The sequence below is a fragment of the Cupriavidus basilensis genome (genome assembly GCF_000832305.1).
Lineage (GTDB): Bacteria > Pseudomonadota > Gammaproteobacteria > Burkholderiales > Burkholderiaceae > Cupriavidus > Cupriavidus basilensis_F.
In genome coordinates this window covers 2881164-2898280 of the sequence record NZ_CP010537.1, presented here as the reverse complement: position 1 = coordinate 2898280, position 17117 = coordinate 2881164, and the positions used below count along the sequence as shown (strand labels likewise).

The following is a 17117-nucleotide window of genomic DNA, read 5'->3' as shown; positions in this document are numbered from 1 at the left end:
GCGCCCCGGCGCTCAGTATGCCTTGCTCATGAACCCGCGCCTTGTGCCATTTGACGCACACCTTTGCCGCGAACAAACCTCGCTGGCTACCTGCTCGGCACCGGGCGGCGCGTGCTGGTGGAGGCCAGCCCGGTGGACCGCATATGGGGCATCGGCCTGGCCGCTGACGATCCGCGCGCGGCCAATCCCGATCAATGGCGCGGGCCCAACCTGCTCGGATTTGCGCTGATGGCTGTGCGCGAGGCGCTCAGCGAAGGCGCGGCGCATTAGCGCGGGAGGAAGGCTCGGCATAATCCGCCCCTTCCTCCGCCCCTTCCTCCGATCCCGATCAGTCCTCGGCGACGAAGCCGGTAGCCTCCACAATCGGCTTCCAGGCGGCGCGCTCCAGCTGGATGCGGTGCCGCGCGTCCTGGCCAGGCTTGGCCGCCACTTCCAGCCCAAGGGCCTCCAGCTTGCCGGCGGTCGCGGCATTGCCGGAGGCGACGATGAACATCTTCTCGACCTTGGCGACAACATCCGGCTGGGTGCCGGCCGGCAGGAACGCGCCGTACCAGCTGGTGGCGTACTCATACTGGCTGAAGCCCTGCTCCTTCAGGGTCGGCACATCCGGCAGCGCCTTGGCGCGCCGCGTGCCGCTCACGCCCAGGAACTGCAGCTTGCCGCCCTTGTACAGCGGCATCATGCTGGCCACGGCATCCCAGCCGATCGACACCGTGCCGCTGATCACGTCGACCAGCATCGGGGACGCGCCGCGGTAAGCGGCCGGCGTGATGGCGATGCCGGCAGCCTTGCCCAGGGCTACCGTGCCGAGATGGCCGGCGCTGCCGATGGTCGCCAGGCCCAGGCTGGCGCTATTGGGATTGCGCCTGGCCCACTCCACGTACTCCTTCATGTTCTTGTATGGCTGCTGCACGCCCGCCGCGATCACGGTTGGCACGTCGGTCAGCACAGCCGCGGGCACCAGGTCCTTGTCCGCGTCGTAACCCAGCTTTTTGTAGGTCAGCGGGAAGATAGTGAACAGCGGCGACGGCCCGATGAAGATGGTCTTGCCATCCGGTTTGGCGCGCTTCACGTAGTCGAGCGCCAGGCGAGCCGATGCGCCGGGTTTGTTCTCCACGATGACGGTGCCATGCCCATCCTGGCGCAGTTGCTCGGCATAGATCCGGGCCAGGCTGTCGGCCGCGCCGCCGGGGGCGTAGCCGACGATGATGTGCATCGCGGCATCCGGGTTGTCCGCCGCGCTGGCCGGCCGGGGCAGGGCGAGGACAGCAACGGCGCAGGCCGACAGCGCCAGGGTGTGGATCACGAAGTTGCGGCGTAAAGCTTGGGTCATGGCGGATGCGGTGGCGAGGTCTATCGGTGATAAAGGGGGCGGGAGGGCGGGGGGTGGTTGTCGCGGATTACAGTTGCGGCCACTGGCCAAGCAGCCCGTGCGACGCCTCGAACAGCGCCGACACGCGCAGCAATTCGGCGTCGCCGCGGAATTGGCCCACCAGCTGGAAGCCGATCGGCAGCCCGTCGCTGCCAAAGCCGCAGGGCAGGCTGATGGCGGGGTGGCCCGTCATGTTGAACGGCATGGTCCACGGGAACCAGTGCGCGCGCACGTTTTCGAAAGCCTCGCCGTCGATGTCGATGGTGCCGAACAGGTCCTGCCCGATGGGCAGCGCCGTGCGCGTCAGCGTAGGCATGGCGAGCAGATCGCCGCGCTGCAGCAGCGCCTGCACGCGCTGGAACAGCCTGGTGCGGTCGAACATGGCTTGCTGGTACTCCACGCCGCTGACCTGCGCGGCGGAGGCCACCTGCCGCAGGAACGTGGCGCTGAGCTGGTCGCCGTGCTCCTGCGCAATAGCGGCAAAACGCGCGCGCCAGACCGTATGGTTGATGGCGCGCCAGATCGGCTCCACGTCAAAGCCTTCGCCGGAAAAGGGTTCCAGCTCCGCGCCAAGATCAGCCAGCCTGGACAGGCTCGCCTCGAATGCCCGCGCCACCTCTGCCGATGCCGGGCGTCCCGGCGGCGTCAGGCAGTAAAGGATGCGGCGCCCGCGCAGGTCGCCCTGCGGGCGTGCCGCGCTGACATAGTCCGGCTTGGGCACGCCGATGGACCAGGGGTCGCAGGCATGCTCGCCGGCCATCGCCTGCAGCATCAGGCCGGTATCGGCGACCGTGCGCGTGGTCGGCGTGACATAGGTCTGGTTGCCGAACAGGTCTTGCGCCTGGCTGTGCGGAATCACGCCGTTGCTCTGCTTGATGCCGACCACGCCGTTGCAAGCGGCCGGAATCCGCGTGGAGCCACCGCCATCGGTTGCGACCGCCAGCGGCGCGATGCCGCTGGCCACGGCAACCGCCGCGCCGCCGCTCGATCCGCCGCTGGTGCGCTCGCGGCTCCAGGCATTGCGCGTGCGGCCAAACAGCGGCGAATCGGTCAGGCATTTGGAGCCGAACTCGGGCGTGGTGGTCTTGCCGATCAGGATGGCGCCTTGCTCGCGCAGGCGGGCGATGGCCACCGCATCGTGGTCCGGCACGTTGTCCCGGTACGGCGCCACGCCAAATGTGGTGCGCACGCCCTTTGTATTGACAAGGTCTTTCGCGGTGAAGGGAATGCCGTGCAGCAGCCCAAGCGGCTTGCCCGCCATCACGGCCTGTTCCGCCTCGCGGGCGGCGGCAATGGCTTGGTCGGCGCACAGCGTGATGAAGCAGTTCAGCTCAGGCTGCAGCCGGGCGGCGCGGTCGAGCACGGCCTGCGTGAGCTCGACGGGTGAGATTTCCTTGCGGGTGATGCGGCCTTGAAGTTCGGCGGCGGACAGGAAGCAAAGCGCATCGCGCATTGGCGGGCGTCTCCGGAAAGCGTCTCGGGGGGGAGTCGATGCCGCGCCTTGCGCCGCTCAGGGCGTTGGCGCAGCGGGGGGAAAGCGACAACGCGACGACGCGACAACGCGACGACGTCGCTGCGGTTGCTGAACCCTAACTGAACCCTGAGTGCCGGCGGGGGCGCCGCAAGGGACCAAGTTTATGGCCGCTGCGGCTCCGCGGCAACCGGCAATTCCTGGCGCAGCGCCGGATGGTGCCGGTTCACGCTTCTCGCCCCGAGGACCAGCGCCAGCAGAAACGCAAGCAGGTACCCCGCAAACGTAATGGTTGCTTCCATATCCGACCCCTCGATGCGCGTTCGCGCTATTTTTTTGCTAGCTGCGAGTATGCGCAAAAGCACACCTGGCCCGCTACCACTCGACGGAGGGGGGTGTGGCCCGAATCACCACGCTGTTCGCCCTCAAACGCCGCGCCGCCACTCGGGGCCTCCAGACCGATCCCATGGGGCGGATGCATGACAGTCGCTCAGTCGCCGCCTTCAGTTTGGTTTCTCATGAGCGAAGGCGCCGCTCACCGGTTCAGGGCCTGGCCCGCGCCGCCTGTGAGGGCAGGGGTGTCGCCCGCAGGTGGCGCGGCGTTGCCTGCGACGCCGGGCGACACATCCTTCGCGGCAACCCGCTGCGTAGTGCGCGCATCCCGGGGCCACACGACGATGTCGTCGTAGGCGTACAAGCGGCATGCGGTGAACTTCTTGTCCCGGCACTGCCCCATCGCACGCTCGATGGCGTCCTTGTTGTTCGACCAGAAGGCATAGTGGCCGCCGTCCGCCAGCACGAAGGCCTTGGGCGCCTTGCGGGCCAGGTACTCGGTGTAGCCACGGCGCGCTCGCGCGTAGGGCACGGCATCGACGTTGTTGATGTCGGCATAGCCGGAAGGCGCGGGCAGGGACACTTCCGTATGGCCCATGCCGCCGGCCACGGTCGGGATGCTGACGATGGAGTTCGTGCCCATGCGCACCATGATGACTTCGGGGTAGTCGTAGGCCGCGCCCGACGCCGTATCGACCGCCACGCCGATCGCGCCGCCGAACAGGATATTGCCGAACGCCATGGCCTTGGTGGTGGACTTGACCGTGGCCAGTCCGGCCTCCATCTCTTGTTTGTCGCAGCGCACGCTAAGGTCGCCGTAGGCGCGATTGATCGTGACCGTGCCTGGCGTGTTGACGTAGTAGGTGCCCTTGCTGTTCACCAGCTTGCAGCTCGCGCCCTCGACAGGCTGATCGTCCTTGCGCGTTTCCACGCTGACAAGCTGGTTCGTACCGCTGACGATCGCCGCGCAGCCGCTGGTCATGGCGCACGCAGCAAGCACGGACAACTGGAATGACCTCATGATTTTTCCCCGGGATATTTTTTTATCGTCGCGGGGTCCTGCCTGGCTCTGGCGCACGCCCCGCGGTTCTCCTAACGTGTAAGCGTCGGTTGAGATACACAGCTCCCCACTTCAGTGGGGGAGGCCGGAGCGGCGCGCGGGCGCGGGGCGTTCGCCCGCCGCCGCTTTGGCTCAAGCTCGCTCAAGCCGACTTACACAGCCGAGGCCTTCACCGCCCCACTGGCAAAGAAGCTCTGCAGGTTTTCAAACACCAGATCCGCCATCGCATTGCGCGTCTCGTGCGTGGCGCTGGCGATATGCGGCAGCAGCACCACGTTGTCCAGCGCGAACAGCGCCTGCGGCACCTGCGGCTCGTTCTCGAACACATCCAGTCCTGCGCCTGCAATGCGCCCCTGCACCAGCGCGTCCACCAGCGCGGTTTCGTCAACCACGGTGCCGCGCGCGATATTGATCAGGAAGCCGTTCGGGCCCAGCGCCTCGAGTACCTCGGCCGACACCAGGTGCCGGGTTTCGGGCCCGCCGGCGGTGGCAATGACGAGGAAGTCCGCCCACCTGGCCAGCTCGCTCAGGGATGGCTCATGGCGGTAGGGCGCATCCTGCGCGGGGCGGCGGCTGTGGTAGCGCACTTCCATGTCGAAGCCCACGCCGCGCCGTGCAATGACGCGGCCGATGCGGCCCATGCCGACGATGCCCATGCGCTTGCCGCTGACGCGGGTGGCGAGCGGGAACTGCGCCTTTGGCCATTCGCCGCGCCGCACGAAACGGTCGGCCGCGCTGAAGCCGCGCGCCACATCCATCAGCAGGCCGAAGGCCGTGTCGGCCACGCAATCGTTGAGCACGTCGGGTGTATAGCCAACGGCGATGCCGCGCGCGCGCGCGGCGTCCAGATCGATCTTGTCGAGGCCCACGCCAAAGCTGGAGATGACCTTCAGATTTGGCATGGCCGCGATCATCGCAGCGTCAACGCCGATCGCGGCGCGCGTGGTCAGCGCGGCGAACTCGCCGCCGTGGCTGGCGAGGAAGGCGGCGGGATCGGTCTCGGCCCACAGCGGGTGCACGTCGTAGTGCTCGGCGAGGCTGGCTTCCAGCGCGGCGGGCAGGCGTCCGTGCTGGGCAAGGCGTGGTTTCATGAGAAGAGGTCCAAATGGTGATGGTGATGGTGATGGTGACGGTGGTGCGGCGGTGCTGGATTCAGTCCGCGCTGAGCTTGTTGTCATGGATGATCTTGGCGTAGCGCTTGCGATCCGTGGCAATCAGGTCGGCGAACTGCGTGGGCGTGCTGCCCACGGGAATGGCGCCTTGCGCGATCAGTTGCTCCTTCACCGCCGGCATCGCCACCACTTCCTTCACGCCGGCGGCGATCTTGTCGACGATGTCCTTGGGCGTGCCAGCCGGCGCCAGCAGGCCCACCCACGACCCCGACTCGGCGCCGGCGATGCCCGCCTCCGCCAGCGTCGGCACGTCCGGCAGCGCGGGCGAGCGGACCTTGCTGGTCACGGCCAGCGCGCGCAGCTTGCCGGATTTCACATGGCCGGCGGTTTCCAGGATCGAGGCGAACAGCATGTCGACATTACCCGCCATCAGGTCCGTCATGGCCGCGCCGCCGCCCTTGTAGGGCACGTGCAGCAGGTCCGTGCCGGTTGCTACCTTGAAGATCTCGGCCGACAGATGCGGCGAGCCGCCGCTGCCCGAGCTGGCATAGGTCAGCTTGCCCGGCTGCGCCTTGGCCAGCGCCACCAGTTCCTTCGGGTTCCTGGCCGGCAGCTTGGGCGTTACCACCAGCGCAAAGGGCAACTCCGCCATCAGGCTGATCGGCACGAAGGCGGCCGGGTCATAGTTGAGCTTCTTGTAAAGCGAGGGATTGATCGATTGCGTGCCGACATTGCCCGCCACCAGCGTGTACCCATCGGGCTTGGCGCGGGACACGATGTCCAGGCCGACATTGCCGGCCGCGCCGGGGCGGTTGTCCACCAGTACCGGCTGGCCCCACAGTTGCGAGAGCCGCAGCGCCACCAGGCGGGTGCCCACGTCGGTGCCGCCGCCCGGGGCGAACGGCAGGATGATGGTCACCGGCTTGGTCGGCCAGGCCGCGCCGGGCTGGGCCTGCGCGGCGGGCAGCCAGGCGCCCGTGGCCAGGGTGGCCAGGGCAATCAGGGCCGCGCGGCGGCCAAGCGTGGGGGTGTAGAGCGAGCGCATGTCTTGTCTCCGAAAATACAGCTTGATGGCCGGGCGCCATGGCGCCGGCATGCATGGGTTGGTGGCTGCCAGGTGGCAGCTCACTCGGGCTGGATGCCCGCGTCCTTGGCCACCTTGGCCCATTTGCCCATTTCCACCTGCAGGAAACCGGCGAATTGCGCGGGCGTGCCGCCCGCGGGTTCGATGCCGGCGTTCTGCAGGCGCTCGCGCACGTCGGGCGAAGCCAGCGCCTTGTTGATCTCGGCGTTGAGCTTGTCCACCACCGCCTTGGGGGTGCCGGCCGGGGCCAGCACGCCGCCCCAGGTGCTGGTCTCATAGCCGGGCAGGCCAGCCTGCGCCATGGTCGGCACCTGCGGCGCGGCCGATGATCGCTTGGCCGTCGTCACCGCCAGCGGGCGCACCTTGCCACCCTTGACCTGCGGCCCGATGGCGGCAACGGTGTCGAACATCAGCGACACGCGCCCGCTGGTCAGGTCCGGATGGGCCAGCGTGCTGCCCTTGTACGGGATGTGGATCATGTCGATGCCCGTCATGCTCTTGAACAGCTCGCCCGAGAAATGCGGCGCGCCGCCCGAGCCGCTGGACGCGAACGACAGCTTGCCCGGGTTGGCCTTGCCGTAGGCGATCAGTTCCTTGACCGACGTCACAGGCAGGGAAGGGGACACCACCAGCATCAGCGGCACCACGTGGGTCAGCGCCACCGGCTCGAAGCTCTTGATGGTGTCAAAGGGCAGCTTCTTCACCATGCTGGGATTGATGGCGTGGCTGCTGGCCACCAGCGCCAGCATGTAGCCGTCCGGCGGGCTCTTGGCGACGAGGTCGGTGCCGATGATGCCGGTGGCGCCGGGGCGGTTGTCCACCACCACGGACTGGCCCCAGGCTTCGGTCATCTTCTGGCCCACCAGCCGCGCTACCAGGTCGATGGCGCCGCCGGGCGAGGCGGGCACGATGATGGTGATGGTCTTGGTGGGGTAGCTGGCTTCGGCGGCATGGGTGGCGGGGGCGGTCAAGGCGAGTGCGGCGGCGATGCCTGCGAGCGCTGCGCCGATGGGCCTGGTGTAAAAGTGCATGTTGTCTCCTGCGCGATTCATCAATTGGCTGTCGCCCCCGACTTCTTCACCAGCTCGGCCCAGCGCGGGATCTCCTTGCCCATGAACGCCGCGAGCTCCGCAGGGCTGCTGCCCACCACTTCCATGCCCAGTTGCTGGGTCATCCGTTGTTGCACGGCGGGCTGCTTCAGCGCGCGCACCACTTCGGCGTTCAGGCGCTGCACCACATCCTTCGGCGTGCCGTGCGGCGCGTACAGCGCCTGCCACGACACCATCTCGAAGCCCGGCACGCCGGCCTCGGCCATGGTCGGCACGTTGGGCGCCAGCGCGGAGCGCTTGGGCGAGGTCACGGCCAGCGCGCGCAGCTTGCCGGCCTTGATCATGGCGTCGCCCGCCGTCAGCTGGTCGAAGAGAAAGGGAACGAGGCCGGCGGCCACGTCCTGGATCGCCTGCGGGCTGCCCTTGTAAGGCACGTGGGTCATCGGCACCTTGATCATGTCGGCAAACAGCTCGCCCGCCAGATGCGTCGAAGTGCCCGCGCCCGACGACGCGAAGCTCAGGCCCGGATGACTCTTCGCATAGGCGATCAGCTCCTTCACGTTGTTGATCGGCAGCTTGGCGTCGACCATCAGCACATTGGGCACGTAGGCGATCAGGCAGACCGGCTCGAAATCCCTGACCGGGTCGTACGAGAGATTCTTGTACAGGCTCGCGTTGATGGCATGCGTGCTGATGGTGCCGCCAAACAGCGTGTAGCCATCCGCCTTCGCGCGTGCCACGTAGCCCGCGCCCACCGCGCCGGCCGCACCGGGCCGGTTCTCGACCACCACCGGCTGGCCCAACGCCTTCGAGACTTCCTGCCCGATGGTGCGGGCGACGATATCGGTGGAGCCGCCCGCCGCGAACGGCACCACCCAGGTGATCGGGCGCGACGGCCATTTGTCCTCGGCCTGCGCGCCGGTACCGAACAGGAACAGGGCGCCGGCGGCGCCCAGCATGCCGATGGCGGCGACACGGCGCAGCGCGCCTCGCTTGTTGTGGTTCATCTTGTCTCCATCCGTGGCCGCCTTGCCCCCTGCGTCGGGAGCCGGCTGGCTCATGTGCTTGTTTGTGGTTTGTTTGTGGTTTGTTTGCGGCTTGTTTTTGGCTTGCCCGAGGCTTGCCCAAGGCTTGCCCCGTCTGGCAGGCAGCGCGGCTCAGCGGCCCTTGGCTTCGCGCCAGGCGGCAAAGTCCAGCCGGCTTTGCTCCTGGGTCGGCGGATACAGGCCGATGATCGAGCGGCCCTTCATCACCTCCTCCGTGACAAAGTCTTCGAACGCGGTCATCTCCACCGCTTCCGCCGCGATTTCCTCGGCCAGGTGGCGCGGCACGATGATCACGCCTTCGGCATCGCCCACCACCACGTCGCCCGGGAACACCGCCACGTCGCCGCAGCCGATGGGGCCGTTGATCTCGATGGCCTGGTGCAGCGTCAGGTTGGTCGGCGCGGAGGGGCGATGGTGATACGCCGGCATGGCCAGCCGCGCAATCTCCGGCGAATCGCGAAAGCCGCCATCCGTGACGACGCCAGCCGCGCCGCGCTGCATCAGGCGCGTGATCAGGATCGAGCCGGCGGAGGCCGCGCGCGCGTCCTTGCGGCTGTCGATCACCAGCACCGCGCCGGATGGGCACTGCTCAACCGCCTGGCGTTGCGGATGGTTCGGGTCCAGGAACACCGAGATCGGGTTCAGGTCCTCGCGCGCCGGGATGTAGCGCAGCGTGAAGGCCTCGCCAACCATGTTGCCGTGCTCGGGATTAAGCGGATGCACGTCCTGGATGAACTGGTTGCGCAGGCCGCGCTTGAACAGCGCCGTGCACAACGTGGCGGTGCTGACGCTCTTGAACTGGTCGATGGTCTGCTGGCTGAGTTTGCTGGCTTGGGTCGTATCGGTCATGGCGGGTGCGGAGTCGATGGGCGGATTCGGTGAGCGGATTCGGTGATCAGTAGATGCTGGGCTCGCCCGTGGGCGCGCCGAAGTCGGTTTGCAGGAAGTCGAAGTCGCAGCCGTCATTGGCTTGCCGGATATGCTTGGAGAACATCCAGCCATAGCCGCGCCCGAAGCGCGGCGGCGGCGGCGTCCACGCCGCCTTGCGGCGCGCCAGCTCTTCGTCGGACACTTCCAGGTGGATGCTGCGGCGGTCGATGTCGACCGAGATCATGTCGCCGGTGCGCACCAGCGCGAACGGGCCGCCGATATACGATTCGGGCGACACGTGCAGGATGCAGGCGCCGTAGCTGGTGCCGCTCATGCGCGCGTCCGACATGCGCAGCATGTCCCGCACGCCTTGCTGGACCAGCTTCTTGGGGATGGGCAGCATGCCCCATTCCGGCATGCCCGGGCCGCCTTGCGGGCCGGCGTTGCGCAGGATCAGGATGTGGTCGGCGGTAACGTCGAGATCATCGCGCTCCACCGCTTCCTTCATCGACGGATAGTCGTCGAACACCAGCGCCGGGCCGGTGTGCTTGAAAAACCGTTTCTCGCAGGCGCTGGGCTTGATCACGCAACCGTCGGGCGCGATATTGCCCTTGAGCACGGCCAGCGCGCCCTCCTGGTACAGCGCGTTTTCCTTGGTGCGGATCACGTCGTCGTTATAGACCTCGGCGCCCGCGATGTTCTCGCCCAGCGTGCGCCCGGTGACGGTCAGCGCATCCAGGTTCAGCTTGTCGCTGATGCGGTTCATCAGCGCGGGCAGGCCGCCAGCGTAGAAGAAATCCTCCATCAGGTACTTGTCGCCGCTGGGCCGGATATTGGCGATCACCGGCACGTGGCGGCTCGTCTTGTCGAAATCCTCCAGCCCGATGTCATGCCCGGCGCGGCGCGCCATGGCGATCACGTGGATGATGGCGTTGGTGGAGCAGCCCATCGCCATGGCCACGGCGATGGCGTTTTCAAACGAGGCGCGCGTCTGGATCCGTTGCGGGGTCAGGTCCTCCCACACCATGTCCACGATGCGCCGTCCGGCCTCGGAGCACATGCGGATATGGTTGGCATCGGCAGCGGGGATGGACGAGGCGCCCGGCAGCGTCATGCCGATGGCCTCGGCAATCGCAGTCATGGTGCTGGCCGTGCCCATCGTCATGCAGGTGCCATGGCTGCGGGCGATGCCGCCCTCGATGCCGATCCACTCGGTCTTGCTGATATTGCCGGCGCGGCGCTCGTCCCAGAACTTCCAGGCGTCGGAGCCGGAGCCCAGCACATTGCCCTTCCAGTTGCCGCGCAGCATCGGGCCGGCCGGCACGTAGATGGCCGGCACGCCTGCGCTCGACGCGCCCATCAGCAAGCCGGGCGTGGTCTTGTCGCAGCCGCCCATCAGCACCGCGCCGTCGACGGGGTGGGAGCGGATCAGTTCCTCCGCTTCCATCGCCAGCATGTTCCGGTACAGCATGGTGGTGGGCTTGACCGCGCTTTCCGACAGCGAGATGGCGGGGAGCTCGATGGGGAAGCCGCCGGCCTGCAGGATGCCGCGCTTGACGTCGTCGACGCGCTGCTTGAAGTGGGAGTGGCAGGGATTGATGTCGGACCACGTGTTGATGATCGCAATGATCGGGCGGTCCAGCCATTCGTCGGGCGAGTAGCCCATCTGCATGATGCGCGAGCGGTGCCCGGAGGAGCGCAGGTCATCGGGGGCGAACCAGCGCGCGCTGCGCAGGGTCTCGGGCGTCTTCTTGCGTGACGTCATGTTGTCTCTTCCACGGATGTTGTCATTGGGCCGGACCTCCGGCGCCAGAACCGGGCGGTAGAGGTACGACATCTGATATCGTCGGCATGATTAAAGCACTAATATATTAGTGTGTCAAACCGTAAACCTTTCCATTAAACTGCTGCCATGAGACGCCATGCAGCGTCCTTGTGCGTGATAAGACACACCTGTGCAGTGAAACCAGACAGCCTGATGGAAGCCACCTTGACCGCCCCGCAGATTCAATTCCAGTTCGACCGCACCCGGCATGCCGCGCCGCAGGTGTTCGAGCATATGCGGGACATGATCATCGCCATGACGCTGCCCCCCGGCACGGTGCTGTCGCGCACGGATCTCGCCGCGCAGTACGGCATCAGCCAGACACCGGTGCGCGATGCCCTGATGCGGCTCGCCGAGGAAGGGCTGGTCGATATCTTCCCGCAGCACGCCACGGTGGTCAGCCCCATCAGCATCGCGCTGGCCCAGCAGGCGCATTTCCTGCGGCGCTCCGTGGAAGTGGAAATCGTGCGCACGCTGGCCGAGGCACCGGACCCCGCGCTGGTGGAGCGGCTGCGCCTGATCGTGGCGCGCCAGCAGGCCATGCTGGCCGCCCAGGACTTCGCCGAGTTCTCCCTGTTCGACCAGGCCTTTCACCGCCAGCTGTACGAAGCCGCCCGCGTGCCGGACCTATGGATGCTGGTGCGCCGCCAGAGTGGCCACCTGGACCGCCTGCGCCGCCTGCATTTGCCAATCGCCGGCAAGGCCAACGCTGTCGTGGCGGATCACACTGCCATCGCCGATGCGATCGCCAGCGGCGACCCCGACGCCGCCCAGGCCAGCCTGCGCCGGCATCTATCCGGCACGCTCGCCAATCTCGAAGAGATCCGCGCTCGCTACGGCGACTTCCTGCAGTAGCGGTCGAAGTAGCAGCAAGCAGCAAGCTGCAAGCTGCGGGCGCAAACCTTCATGCGGCACGCGCGGCGCGCCGCATGTGATCGATAACGAGGGGAAATTGTGGGGGGCCACACCGACGGCCGCTGGCATCCATGCCATGGATGTGCCACAAAACCTTCAAGTTGCTGAAACAATAGGCAGTCCGACCGGATTGGCGGCTGCAAGCCGGTTGGCGGGAAGCGAGGTGCCTGTTATCCACAGTATTTGTGGATAACACGACCCATAAAATGGGTGTTTAGTTACAGCTTGGTACAAATTGTCAAGCGGTTAGAGGGTTTTCTCTAATAGCCGGTCGCGGGGCCCGTTCAACCAGGTTTCCCGCGCTCGGTGGCTTGCGGATCCTTCCTTATCCCATTCGACTGGCTAAACCGGCTAAGCGGGCTAAACCGGCTTGCGATAAACCACGAACCCCGAGTTCTCCGCAACCTTGTCATAGAGCTTCATCGCCGTCGTGTTGGTCTCGTGCGTTTGCCAGTAGACCCGCTTCGCCCCGGCGGCTTCGGCGCGCTGGTAGACCGCCTGGATCAACGCGCGGCCCACGCCAGCGCCACGCGCCGCCTCCGACGTAAAGAGATCCTGCAGGTAGCAGCTCGGGCCGATCTGGATGGTGCTGCGGTGAAACAGGTAATGCACCAGGCCCAGCAACTCGCCGGAGCGCTCCGCCACCAGCGCGTGCATGGGCTCGTAAGCATCGAAGAAGCGCGACCACGTCATGCGCGTGATCTCTGCCGGCAGCGCCGTCTCCGCCTTGCGGCCATAGAAGGCGTTGTAACCATCCCATAGCACTTTCCATGCTTCGAAATCGCTTGGCTCGGCGGGGCGGATCAGGATCGGGTCGGTCACAGGGTCATCCTCAGGGTGAATGTGCTGCTGCGTTGTTGTGATGTTGTGATGTTGCGTTGTTGCGTTATTGCATTGTCGCGCATGGATGCTAGGCGCGGTTGCTCGAGGCAGGCGGCGGTGTGTAGCGCGCCTTGCCGCCGCGCTTGGCTTCGTAGAGCGCCATGTCGGCACGCATGAAGAGCTCGTTCGCGGTCTGGCCGTCGTCCGGGTAATGGATGGCCATGCCCACGCTGGCTGTCGCCACGATGGTATGGCCATCGATAAAATGCGCTCGCCTGGCCGCATGCACGATGGCCTGGGCGATGCGCTCCAGCGTTGCGACGTTGAGTGCGTCGTCCAGCACGATGCCGAACTCGTCGCCGCCAATCCGGGCCACGGCGTCGCCGGTGCGCACGCACGCCGAAAGCCGCTCGGCGAAGGAGGCCAGCAATTGGTCGCCAACGGCGTGCCCAAACGTGTCGTTGATGGTCTTGAAATCGTCGACGTCCACCAGCAGCAGGGCGGCGCTGGCGTGGTTCGCGCCAGCCCGGGCCATGGCGTCGGCCATGCGCCGGTCGAACCCCTTGCGGTTCAGCAGGCCGGTGAGGTGGTCCGTGAGCGTCTGCGCTTCCAGGCTGCGCATCTTCTGGCGCTCGCTGGTCACGTTGCGCGCGAACATGTACAGGCCCTGGACCGTGTCCTTGCCGTCATTCCAGGCGGGCTGGTATGTAACCTGCATGCACTCGGCATTATCCTTGCCTTCCAGGCTGAAGGTGACCGACGCGCCCAGGTAGGCCTGCTCCAGGTAAGGCTTCGATGCCACGTAGACGGAGGTGCCCCAAAGCTCGCGCATCGTCAGCCCGACAATCTGCTGCACCGGCAGGTTGAACCGCTGCGCGTAGGCCTCGTTGACAAAGACATAGCGCTCGTTCATGTCGATGAACGAGACAAGGTCGGGCACATGGTTGGCAATGGCCTCGATGCGCTTCTCGCTCTCGGCGGCGCAATCCTTGGCGGCGCTCAGCGCCGCTTCCCGTTCGGAGAGCTGGTGCATGACCGCGCCAAAGGTGGCGGCCAGTTCGCCGATTTCGTTATTGCCCCCGGTTGGCAGCGCAGCCAGGGCGGCAGGATTCTTGGGCACCTCGCTGACCACGCGGTGCAGCAACTCCAGCGGCGCCAGCAGGCGCCGTATCACCAGCCACATCAGCAGCGCAGCCAGCAACAGCGACATGCCCCCGACGATGATCGTCTTGTTGCGGGCCGCGAGCAGCGGGGCGTAAGCCTCCGCGGCAGGGAGCACCGAAACCACCTCCCAGCCATTGGACTCGAGCAGGTAGCGCGCCACCACGGGCTGCGTCGGGTTGAGGAGCTCCCACCCGGTGGGCGGCGCGCCAACGCCGCAGGTCTCGCCGTGCGCCTTGGCCGGCATCATCACCTTCGAAGGATCGGGGTGCATGGCGTAGCGCGGATTTGTGCCGGAAGAGACCAGGCAATAGCCGCCGGTCAGGCCAACCCGGCTGTGCGCCAGCACGCTAAGGAAGTTGCTCTCGGAGAAATTCAACACGCCGCCAACCACCGCCAGCAGCTTGCCGTCCGCGCCGCGCAGGGGCACGGCCAGCACCACGCCGGGCGAATCGCTCATCCTGCCCCGCAGCAGGTCCGACACCGCAAACTCCGAACCGTCGACGACCGCACGGAAGTAGTCGCGGTCCGACAGGTGGATGCGTTGCCCCACGGGTACGGCGGTACTGAACACCATGTCGCCGTCAGGCAAGGCCAGGAACACGGCATTGAAGAACTGCGGCATCGACATCGCCTGGGAGGCGAAGCGCCGCAGATCGGCGGGCGGCTGCCCAAGCATGGGCGCCAGCTGGCGCGCCAGGCGGCGCAGGGCGATTGCCCGCGTCTCGAATTTCTCGTCGAGTTGTTCGGCAACCAGCTTGACCAGCGTTTCCTGCTGGGACTGGCGCAGCGCCGTCAGGCTCTGGAACGCGTAGTACTGGGAGAACAGCGCGCGCGCCACGATGACAAATGTCACCACGAGCGCCGTGGCTAAGGCGACCTGATACTTTAAGGAGTGCCGCATGAGTATTTTTTTCTTGGTTTTGCGGACCAGCCTGACCCTTGGCTTTTCCGTCCCGGTTGCCTATCCCTTGTCGCGAGCGACTCACCAGGCTGGTAGGTTAGCAGAAGCGGGGGAGCGCACCGCTTATGCCGACGGCATTGCTCTGGCATGTGTGTCTCATGCGTGACTTATGCCGGCACAAGTGGCTTTCGGGGGCTAGAATGCAGCATTCCCCCAACAGTCGCCCGACAGTCCCCGCAACAGTTCCCCCGACAATCCCCACCGCGGTTCGCCGGCTGGGGCCTGCCCATTCCCCCATCCCCGTCGTCCGAAAAAACCAAAAAACCATGACCCTCGATCCTGTCCTGCGCTTCCTGCACATCGCCGGCGTCACGCTCTGGGTGGGCGGCATGTTCTTCGCCTATGCCTGCCTGCGCCCGGCTGCGGCCACCCTGCTGGAGCCGCCGCAGCGGCTGCGCTTGTGGCGCGCCGTATTCGCGCGGTTCCTGGCCTGGGTCTGGGGCGCCGTCGCCGTGATCGCCATCAGCGGCGTGTCCATGCTCGGCGCGTTAGGGTTTGCCGCCGCGCCGGTCCACTGGCACATCATGTTCGGCCTTGGGCTGATCATGATCGGGATCTTTGCCTACGTGTATTTCGGCCCCTACGCGGCGCTGCGGCGCGGCGTCGATGCGCACGACTGGAAGGCCGCCGGCGCCGCGCTGGGCCGCATCCGGCAGGCCGTTGGCCTGAACCTGGCGCTTGGCGCACTCACCATCGGGGTAGCCACGCTGGGCCGGCTGCTCGCCTGATGGCTGCCCCTTAGTCCCCTCAGGCCCCTCAGGCCGCCTGCATCACCGCCTCGACCCGGTTCCTGCCCGCGCTCTTGGCCCGGTACAGGGCAAGATCGGCGCGGCCGATGGCGTCATCCAGGCGCGTTTCCGATTTTTCCAGGCACGCCACGCCGATACTGATGGTGAGATCCGCAACGCGCTCGCCAAAAAACCGCGAAGACGTTGCCCGCAGGCGCTCGGCCAGCGCCAGCGCGCCCGTCATGCCGGTACGCGGCAGCAGCACCAGGAACTCCTCGCCCCCGAAGCGCCCCGGGTAGGCGCCCGGTGGCAGTTCGCGCCTGAGCATGGACGAGAACGCCGTCAGCACCCGGTCGCCCTCGGCATGCCCCATGCTGTCGTTGATGCGCTTGAAGTGGTCAAGGTCGATCAACAGCAACGCCATCTCTGCGCCGTCCTCCGCCATGCCCTCCAGCGCCTCCTGCCCGGCCGCATACAGTGCGCGCCGGTTCAGCAGCAGCGTCAGCGGGTCGGTCCTGGAGAGCACGTCGAGTTCCACGTGCAGGCGCCGCGTGATCACCAGCATGAAGGCGGCCGACAAGGCCAGGTCCATCAGGGTGTTGGAACTCAGGTAAATGATCTGGATCGCGTCGCCAGGAGCAAAAAAGGATTGCCCGGTCATCCCGGCAAACAGGCTGGTGCCAAAACGCAGCAGCACCACCAGCGTCTGGGCGATCATCAGGGTACCAAAGAAGTAGGTGCTGAAATGGCGCTCGCCGTAGCGCACGATCACCACGCATTGCACGCAGTAGAAGATCCCCACGACAAAGGTCGCGATGGTGACCCGGGCCACATAGTTCGGCTGCCCAAACGCATACCAGGCCAGCAGCAGCGTGCCCAGCACCGTCAGCGCGGCAGCGCACCGCCATGTTTGTGGCCGCCCGTAGAACGCCTGCACGGCGAGCATCCACAGGGCCATGGCGGCCATCACCAGACAGTTGGCCACCACGATGGAGAGCCAGTCCGGGGCGATATCGCGCAACCAGAACAGCACCGGCGTAACGATCAGCAGCAGCGAGCCGCTGACCCAACGCCCAATCCCCTTGATCGAGCGCGGAAAACTGTAATACGCCGACAACAGCACGACCGACATCAGGGCCGACATCACCGCTGACAGGAGGACTGTCGTTCTCAGGTCGATCTGGGGCATCGTCAGTGCGCCTCCCAATCCGTGGCGATTGGCAATCCTACCAAAGACTGATCGGCTAAGGTTGCACGCCGGCATGCTCACCACGGCAGCAAGACCATGGCCGGCGCGGTGATCCA

15 protein-coding genes and 1 pseudogene are annotated in these 17117 nt (G+C 66.5%); 3 read left to right on the top strand and 13 right to left on the bottom strand.

Annotated elements, in window-relative coordinates; all coding sequences use genetic code 11:
* Window positions 1-78: 78 nt before the first annotated feature.
* A pseudogene (locus tag RR42_RS33350) lies at window positions 79-270 on the top strand (NADAR domain-containing protein); the annotation flags it as partial.
* Between the two features lie 58 nt (window positions 271-328).
* Here RR42_RS33350 and RR42_RS33345 read toward each other — a convergent pair.
* From RR42_RS33345 to araD, 10 genes are all read right to left on the bottom strand, one after another.
* The gene (locus RR42_RS33345) at window positions 329-1333 is read right to left on the bottom strand and encodes a Bug family tripartite tricarboxylate transporter substrate binding protein (RefSeq protein WP_043356264.1); all 1005 of its coding nucleotides are present in this window, start codon (window positions 1331-1333) and stop codon (window positions 329-331) included.
* A 67-nt stretch (window positions 1334-1400) separates the two neighbouring features.
* The gene (locus RR42_RS33340; protein WP_043356262.1) at window positions 1401-2825 is read right to left on the bottom strand and encodes an amidase; all 1425 of its coding nucleotides are present in this window, start codon (window positions 2823-2825) and stop codon (window positions 1401-1403) included.
* 182 nt (window positions 2826-3007) lie between these two features.
* Window positions 3008-3145: a hypothetical protein gene (locus tag RR42_RS40595; protein WP_158408334.1), complete on the bottom strand. Its 138-nt coding sequence runs from the start codon at window positions 3143-3145 to the stop codon at window positions 3008-3010.
* 233 nt (window positions 3146-3378) lie between these two features.
* Window positions 3379-4197, bottom strand: coding sequence for a hypothetical protein (locus tag RR42_RS40890; protein ID WP_201777373.1), 819 nt, complete (start codon window positions 4195-4197; stop codon window positions 3379-3381).
* 191 nt (window positions 4198-4388) lie between these two features.
* Window positions 4389-5327: a 2-hydroxyacid dehydrogenase gene (locus tag RR42_RS33330; protein WP_043356259.1), complete on the bottom strand. Its 939-nt coding sequence runs from the start codon at window positions 5325-5327 to the stop codon at window positions 4389-4391.
* A 61-nt stretch (window positions 5328-5388) separates the two neighbouring features.
* A complete protein-coding gene (locus RR42_RS33325) occupies window positions 5389-6393 on the bottom strand; it encodes a Bug family tripartite tricarboxylate transporter substrate binding protein (protein ID WP_043356256.1) in 1005 nt (334 codons plus the stop codon).
* An 80-nt stretch (window positions 6394-6473) separates the two neighbouring features.
* Window positions 6474-7463, bottom strand: a complete 990-nt coding sequence (locus RR42_RS33320) for a tripartite tricarboxylate transporter substrate binding protein (protein ID WP_052495140.1) — start codon at window positions 7461-7463, stop codon at window positions 6474-6476.
* Between the two features lie 20 nt (window positions 7464-7483).
* On the bottom strand, window positions 7484-8488 hold the full coding sequence (locus tag RR42_RS33315) for a Bug family tripartite tricarboxylate transporter substrate binding protein (RefSeq protein ID WP_043356254.1): 1005 nt from the start codon (window positions 8486-8488) through the stop codon (window positions 7484-7486).
* A gap of 150 nt (window positions 8489-8638) precedes the next feature.
* Window positions 8639-9376 (bottom strand): ribonuclease activity regulator RraA, encoded by a 738-nt coding sequence (locus tag RR42_RS33310; RefSeq protein WP_043356252.1) that lies wholly within the window; start codon window positions 9374-9376, stop codon window positions 8639-8641.
* 46 nt (window positions 9377-9422) lie between these two features.
* The gene (gene araD, locus RR42_RS33305; protein WP_043356250.1) at window positions 9423-11162 is read right to left on the bottom strand and encodes an L-arabinonate dehydratase; all 1740 of its coding nucleotides are present in this window, start codon (window positions 11160-11162) and stop codon (window positions 9423-9425) included.
* A 213-nt stretch (window positions 11163-11375) separates the two neighbouring features.
* Between araD and RR42_RS33300 the strand changes: the two genes are divergently transcribed.
* A complete protein-coding gene (locus tag RR42_RS33300) occupies window positions 11376-12077 on the top strand; it encodes a GntR family transcriptional regulator (protein WP_043356249.1) in 702 nt (233 codons plus the stop codon).
* Window positions 12078-12497: 420 nt separating this feature from the next.
* Here RR42_RS33300 and RR42_RS33295 read toward each other — a convergent pair whose 3' ends face one another.
* Together RR42_RS33295 and RR42_RS33290 are read right to left on the bottom strand one after the other, a co-directional pair.
* Window positions 12498-12959 (bottom strand): GNAT family N-acetyltransferase, encoded by a 462-nt coding sequence (locus RR42_RS33295; protein WP_043356248.1) that lies wholly within the window; start codon window positions 12957-12959, stop codon window positions 12498-12500.
* Window positions 12960-13047: 88 nt separating this feature from the next.
* Window positions 13048-15024, bottom strand: coding sequence for a diguanylate cyclase domain-containing protein (locus RR42_RS33290; RefSeq protein ID WP_043356245.1), 1977 nt, complete (start codon window positions 15022-15024; stop codon window positions 13048-13050).
* A 326-nt stretch (window positions 15025-15350) separates the two neighbouring features.
* Here RR42_RS33290 and RR42_RS33285 point away from each other — a divergent pair, with 326 nt between their 5' ends.
* Window positions 15351-15812: a CopD family protein gene (locus RR42_RS33285; protein ID WP_043356242.1), complete on the top strand. Its 462-nt coding sequence runs from the start codon at window positions 15351-15353 to the stop codon at window positions 15810-15812.
* Window positions 15813-15840: 28 nt separating this feature from the next.
* Here RR42_RS33285 and RR42_RS33280 read toward each other — a convergent pair whose 3' ends face one another.
* A complete protein-coding gene (locus RR42_RS33280; RefSeq protein ID WP_236702105.1) occupies window positions 15841-17001 on the bottom strand; it encodes a sensor domain-containing diguanylate cyclase in 1161 nt (386 codons plus the stop codon).
* Window positions 17002-17117: the final 116 nt, after the last annotated feature.

Excerpts from the sequence above, each read along its gene's own strand:
- RR42_RS33330 (WP_043356259.1), bottom strand. The coding sequence starts at position 5,327 with ATGAAACCACGCCTTGCCCAGCACGGACGCCTGCCCGCCGCGCTGGAA.
- RR42_RS40890 (WP_201777373.1), bottom strand. The coding sequence starts at position 4,197 with ATGAGGTCATTCCAGTTGTCCGTGCTTGCTGCGTGCGCCATGACCAGC.
- RR42_RS33325 (WP_043356256.1), bottom strand. The coding sequence starts at position 6,393 with ATGCGCTCGCTCTACACCCCCACGCTTGGCCGCCGCGCGGCCCTGATT.
- RR42_RS33300 (WP_043356249.1), top strand. The coding sequence starts at position 11,376 with ATGGAAGCCACCTTGACCGCCCCGCAGATTCAATTCCAGTTCGACCGC.
- RR42_RS33340 (WP_043356262.1), bottom strand. The coding sequence starts at position 2,825 with ATGCGCGATGCGCTTTGCTTCCTGTCCGCCGCCGAACTTCAAGGCCGC.
- RR42_RS33285 (WP_043356242.1), top strand. The coding sequence starts at position 15,351 with ATGACCCTCGATCCTGTCCTGCGCTTCCTGCACATCGCCGGCGTCACG.
- RR42_RS33290 (WP_043356245.1), bottom strand. The coding sequence starts at position 15,024 with ATGCGGCACTCCTTAAAGTATCAGGTCGCCTTAGCCACGGCGCTCGTG.
- RR42_RS33320 (WP_052495140.1), bottom strand. The coding sequence starts at position 7,463 with ATGCACTTTTACACCAGGCCCATCGGCGCAGCGCTCGCAGGCATCGCC.
- RR42_RS40595 (WP_158408334.1), bottom strand. The coding sequence starts at position 3,145 with ATGGAAGCAACCATTACGTTTGCGGGGTACCTGCTTGCGTTTCTGCTG.
- RR42_RS33280 (WP_236702105.1), bottom strand. The coding sequence starts at position 17,001 with ATGCCCCAGATCGACCTGAGAACGACAGTCCTCCTGTCAGCGGTGATG.
- araD (WP_043356250.1), bottom strand. The coding sequence starts at position 11,162 with ATGACGTCACGCAAGAAGACGCCCGAGACCCTGCGCAGCGCGCGCTGG.
- RR42_RS33315 (WP_043356254.1), bottom strand. The coding sequence starts at position 8,488 with ATGAACCACAACAAGCGAGGCGCGCTGCGCCGTGTCGCCGCCATCGGC.
- RR42_RS33310 (WP_043356252.1), bottom strand. The coding sequence starts at position 9,376 with ATGACCGATACGACCCAAGCCAGCAAACTCAGCCAGCAGACCATCGAC.
- RR42_RS33345 (WP_043356264.1), bottom strand. The coding sequence starts at position 1,333 with ATGACCCAAGCTTTACGCCGCAACTTCGTGATCCACACCCTGGCGCTG.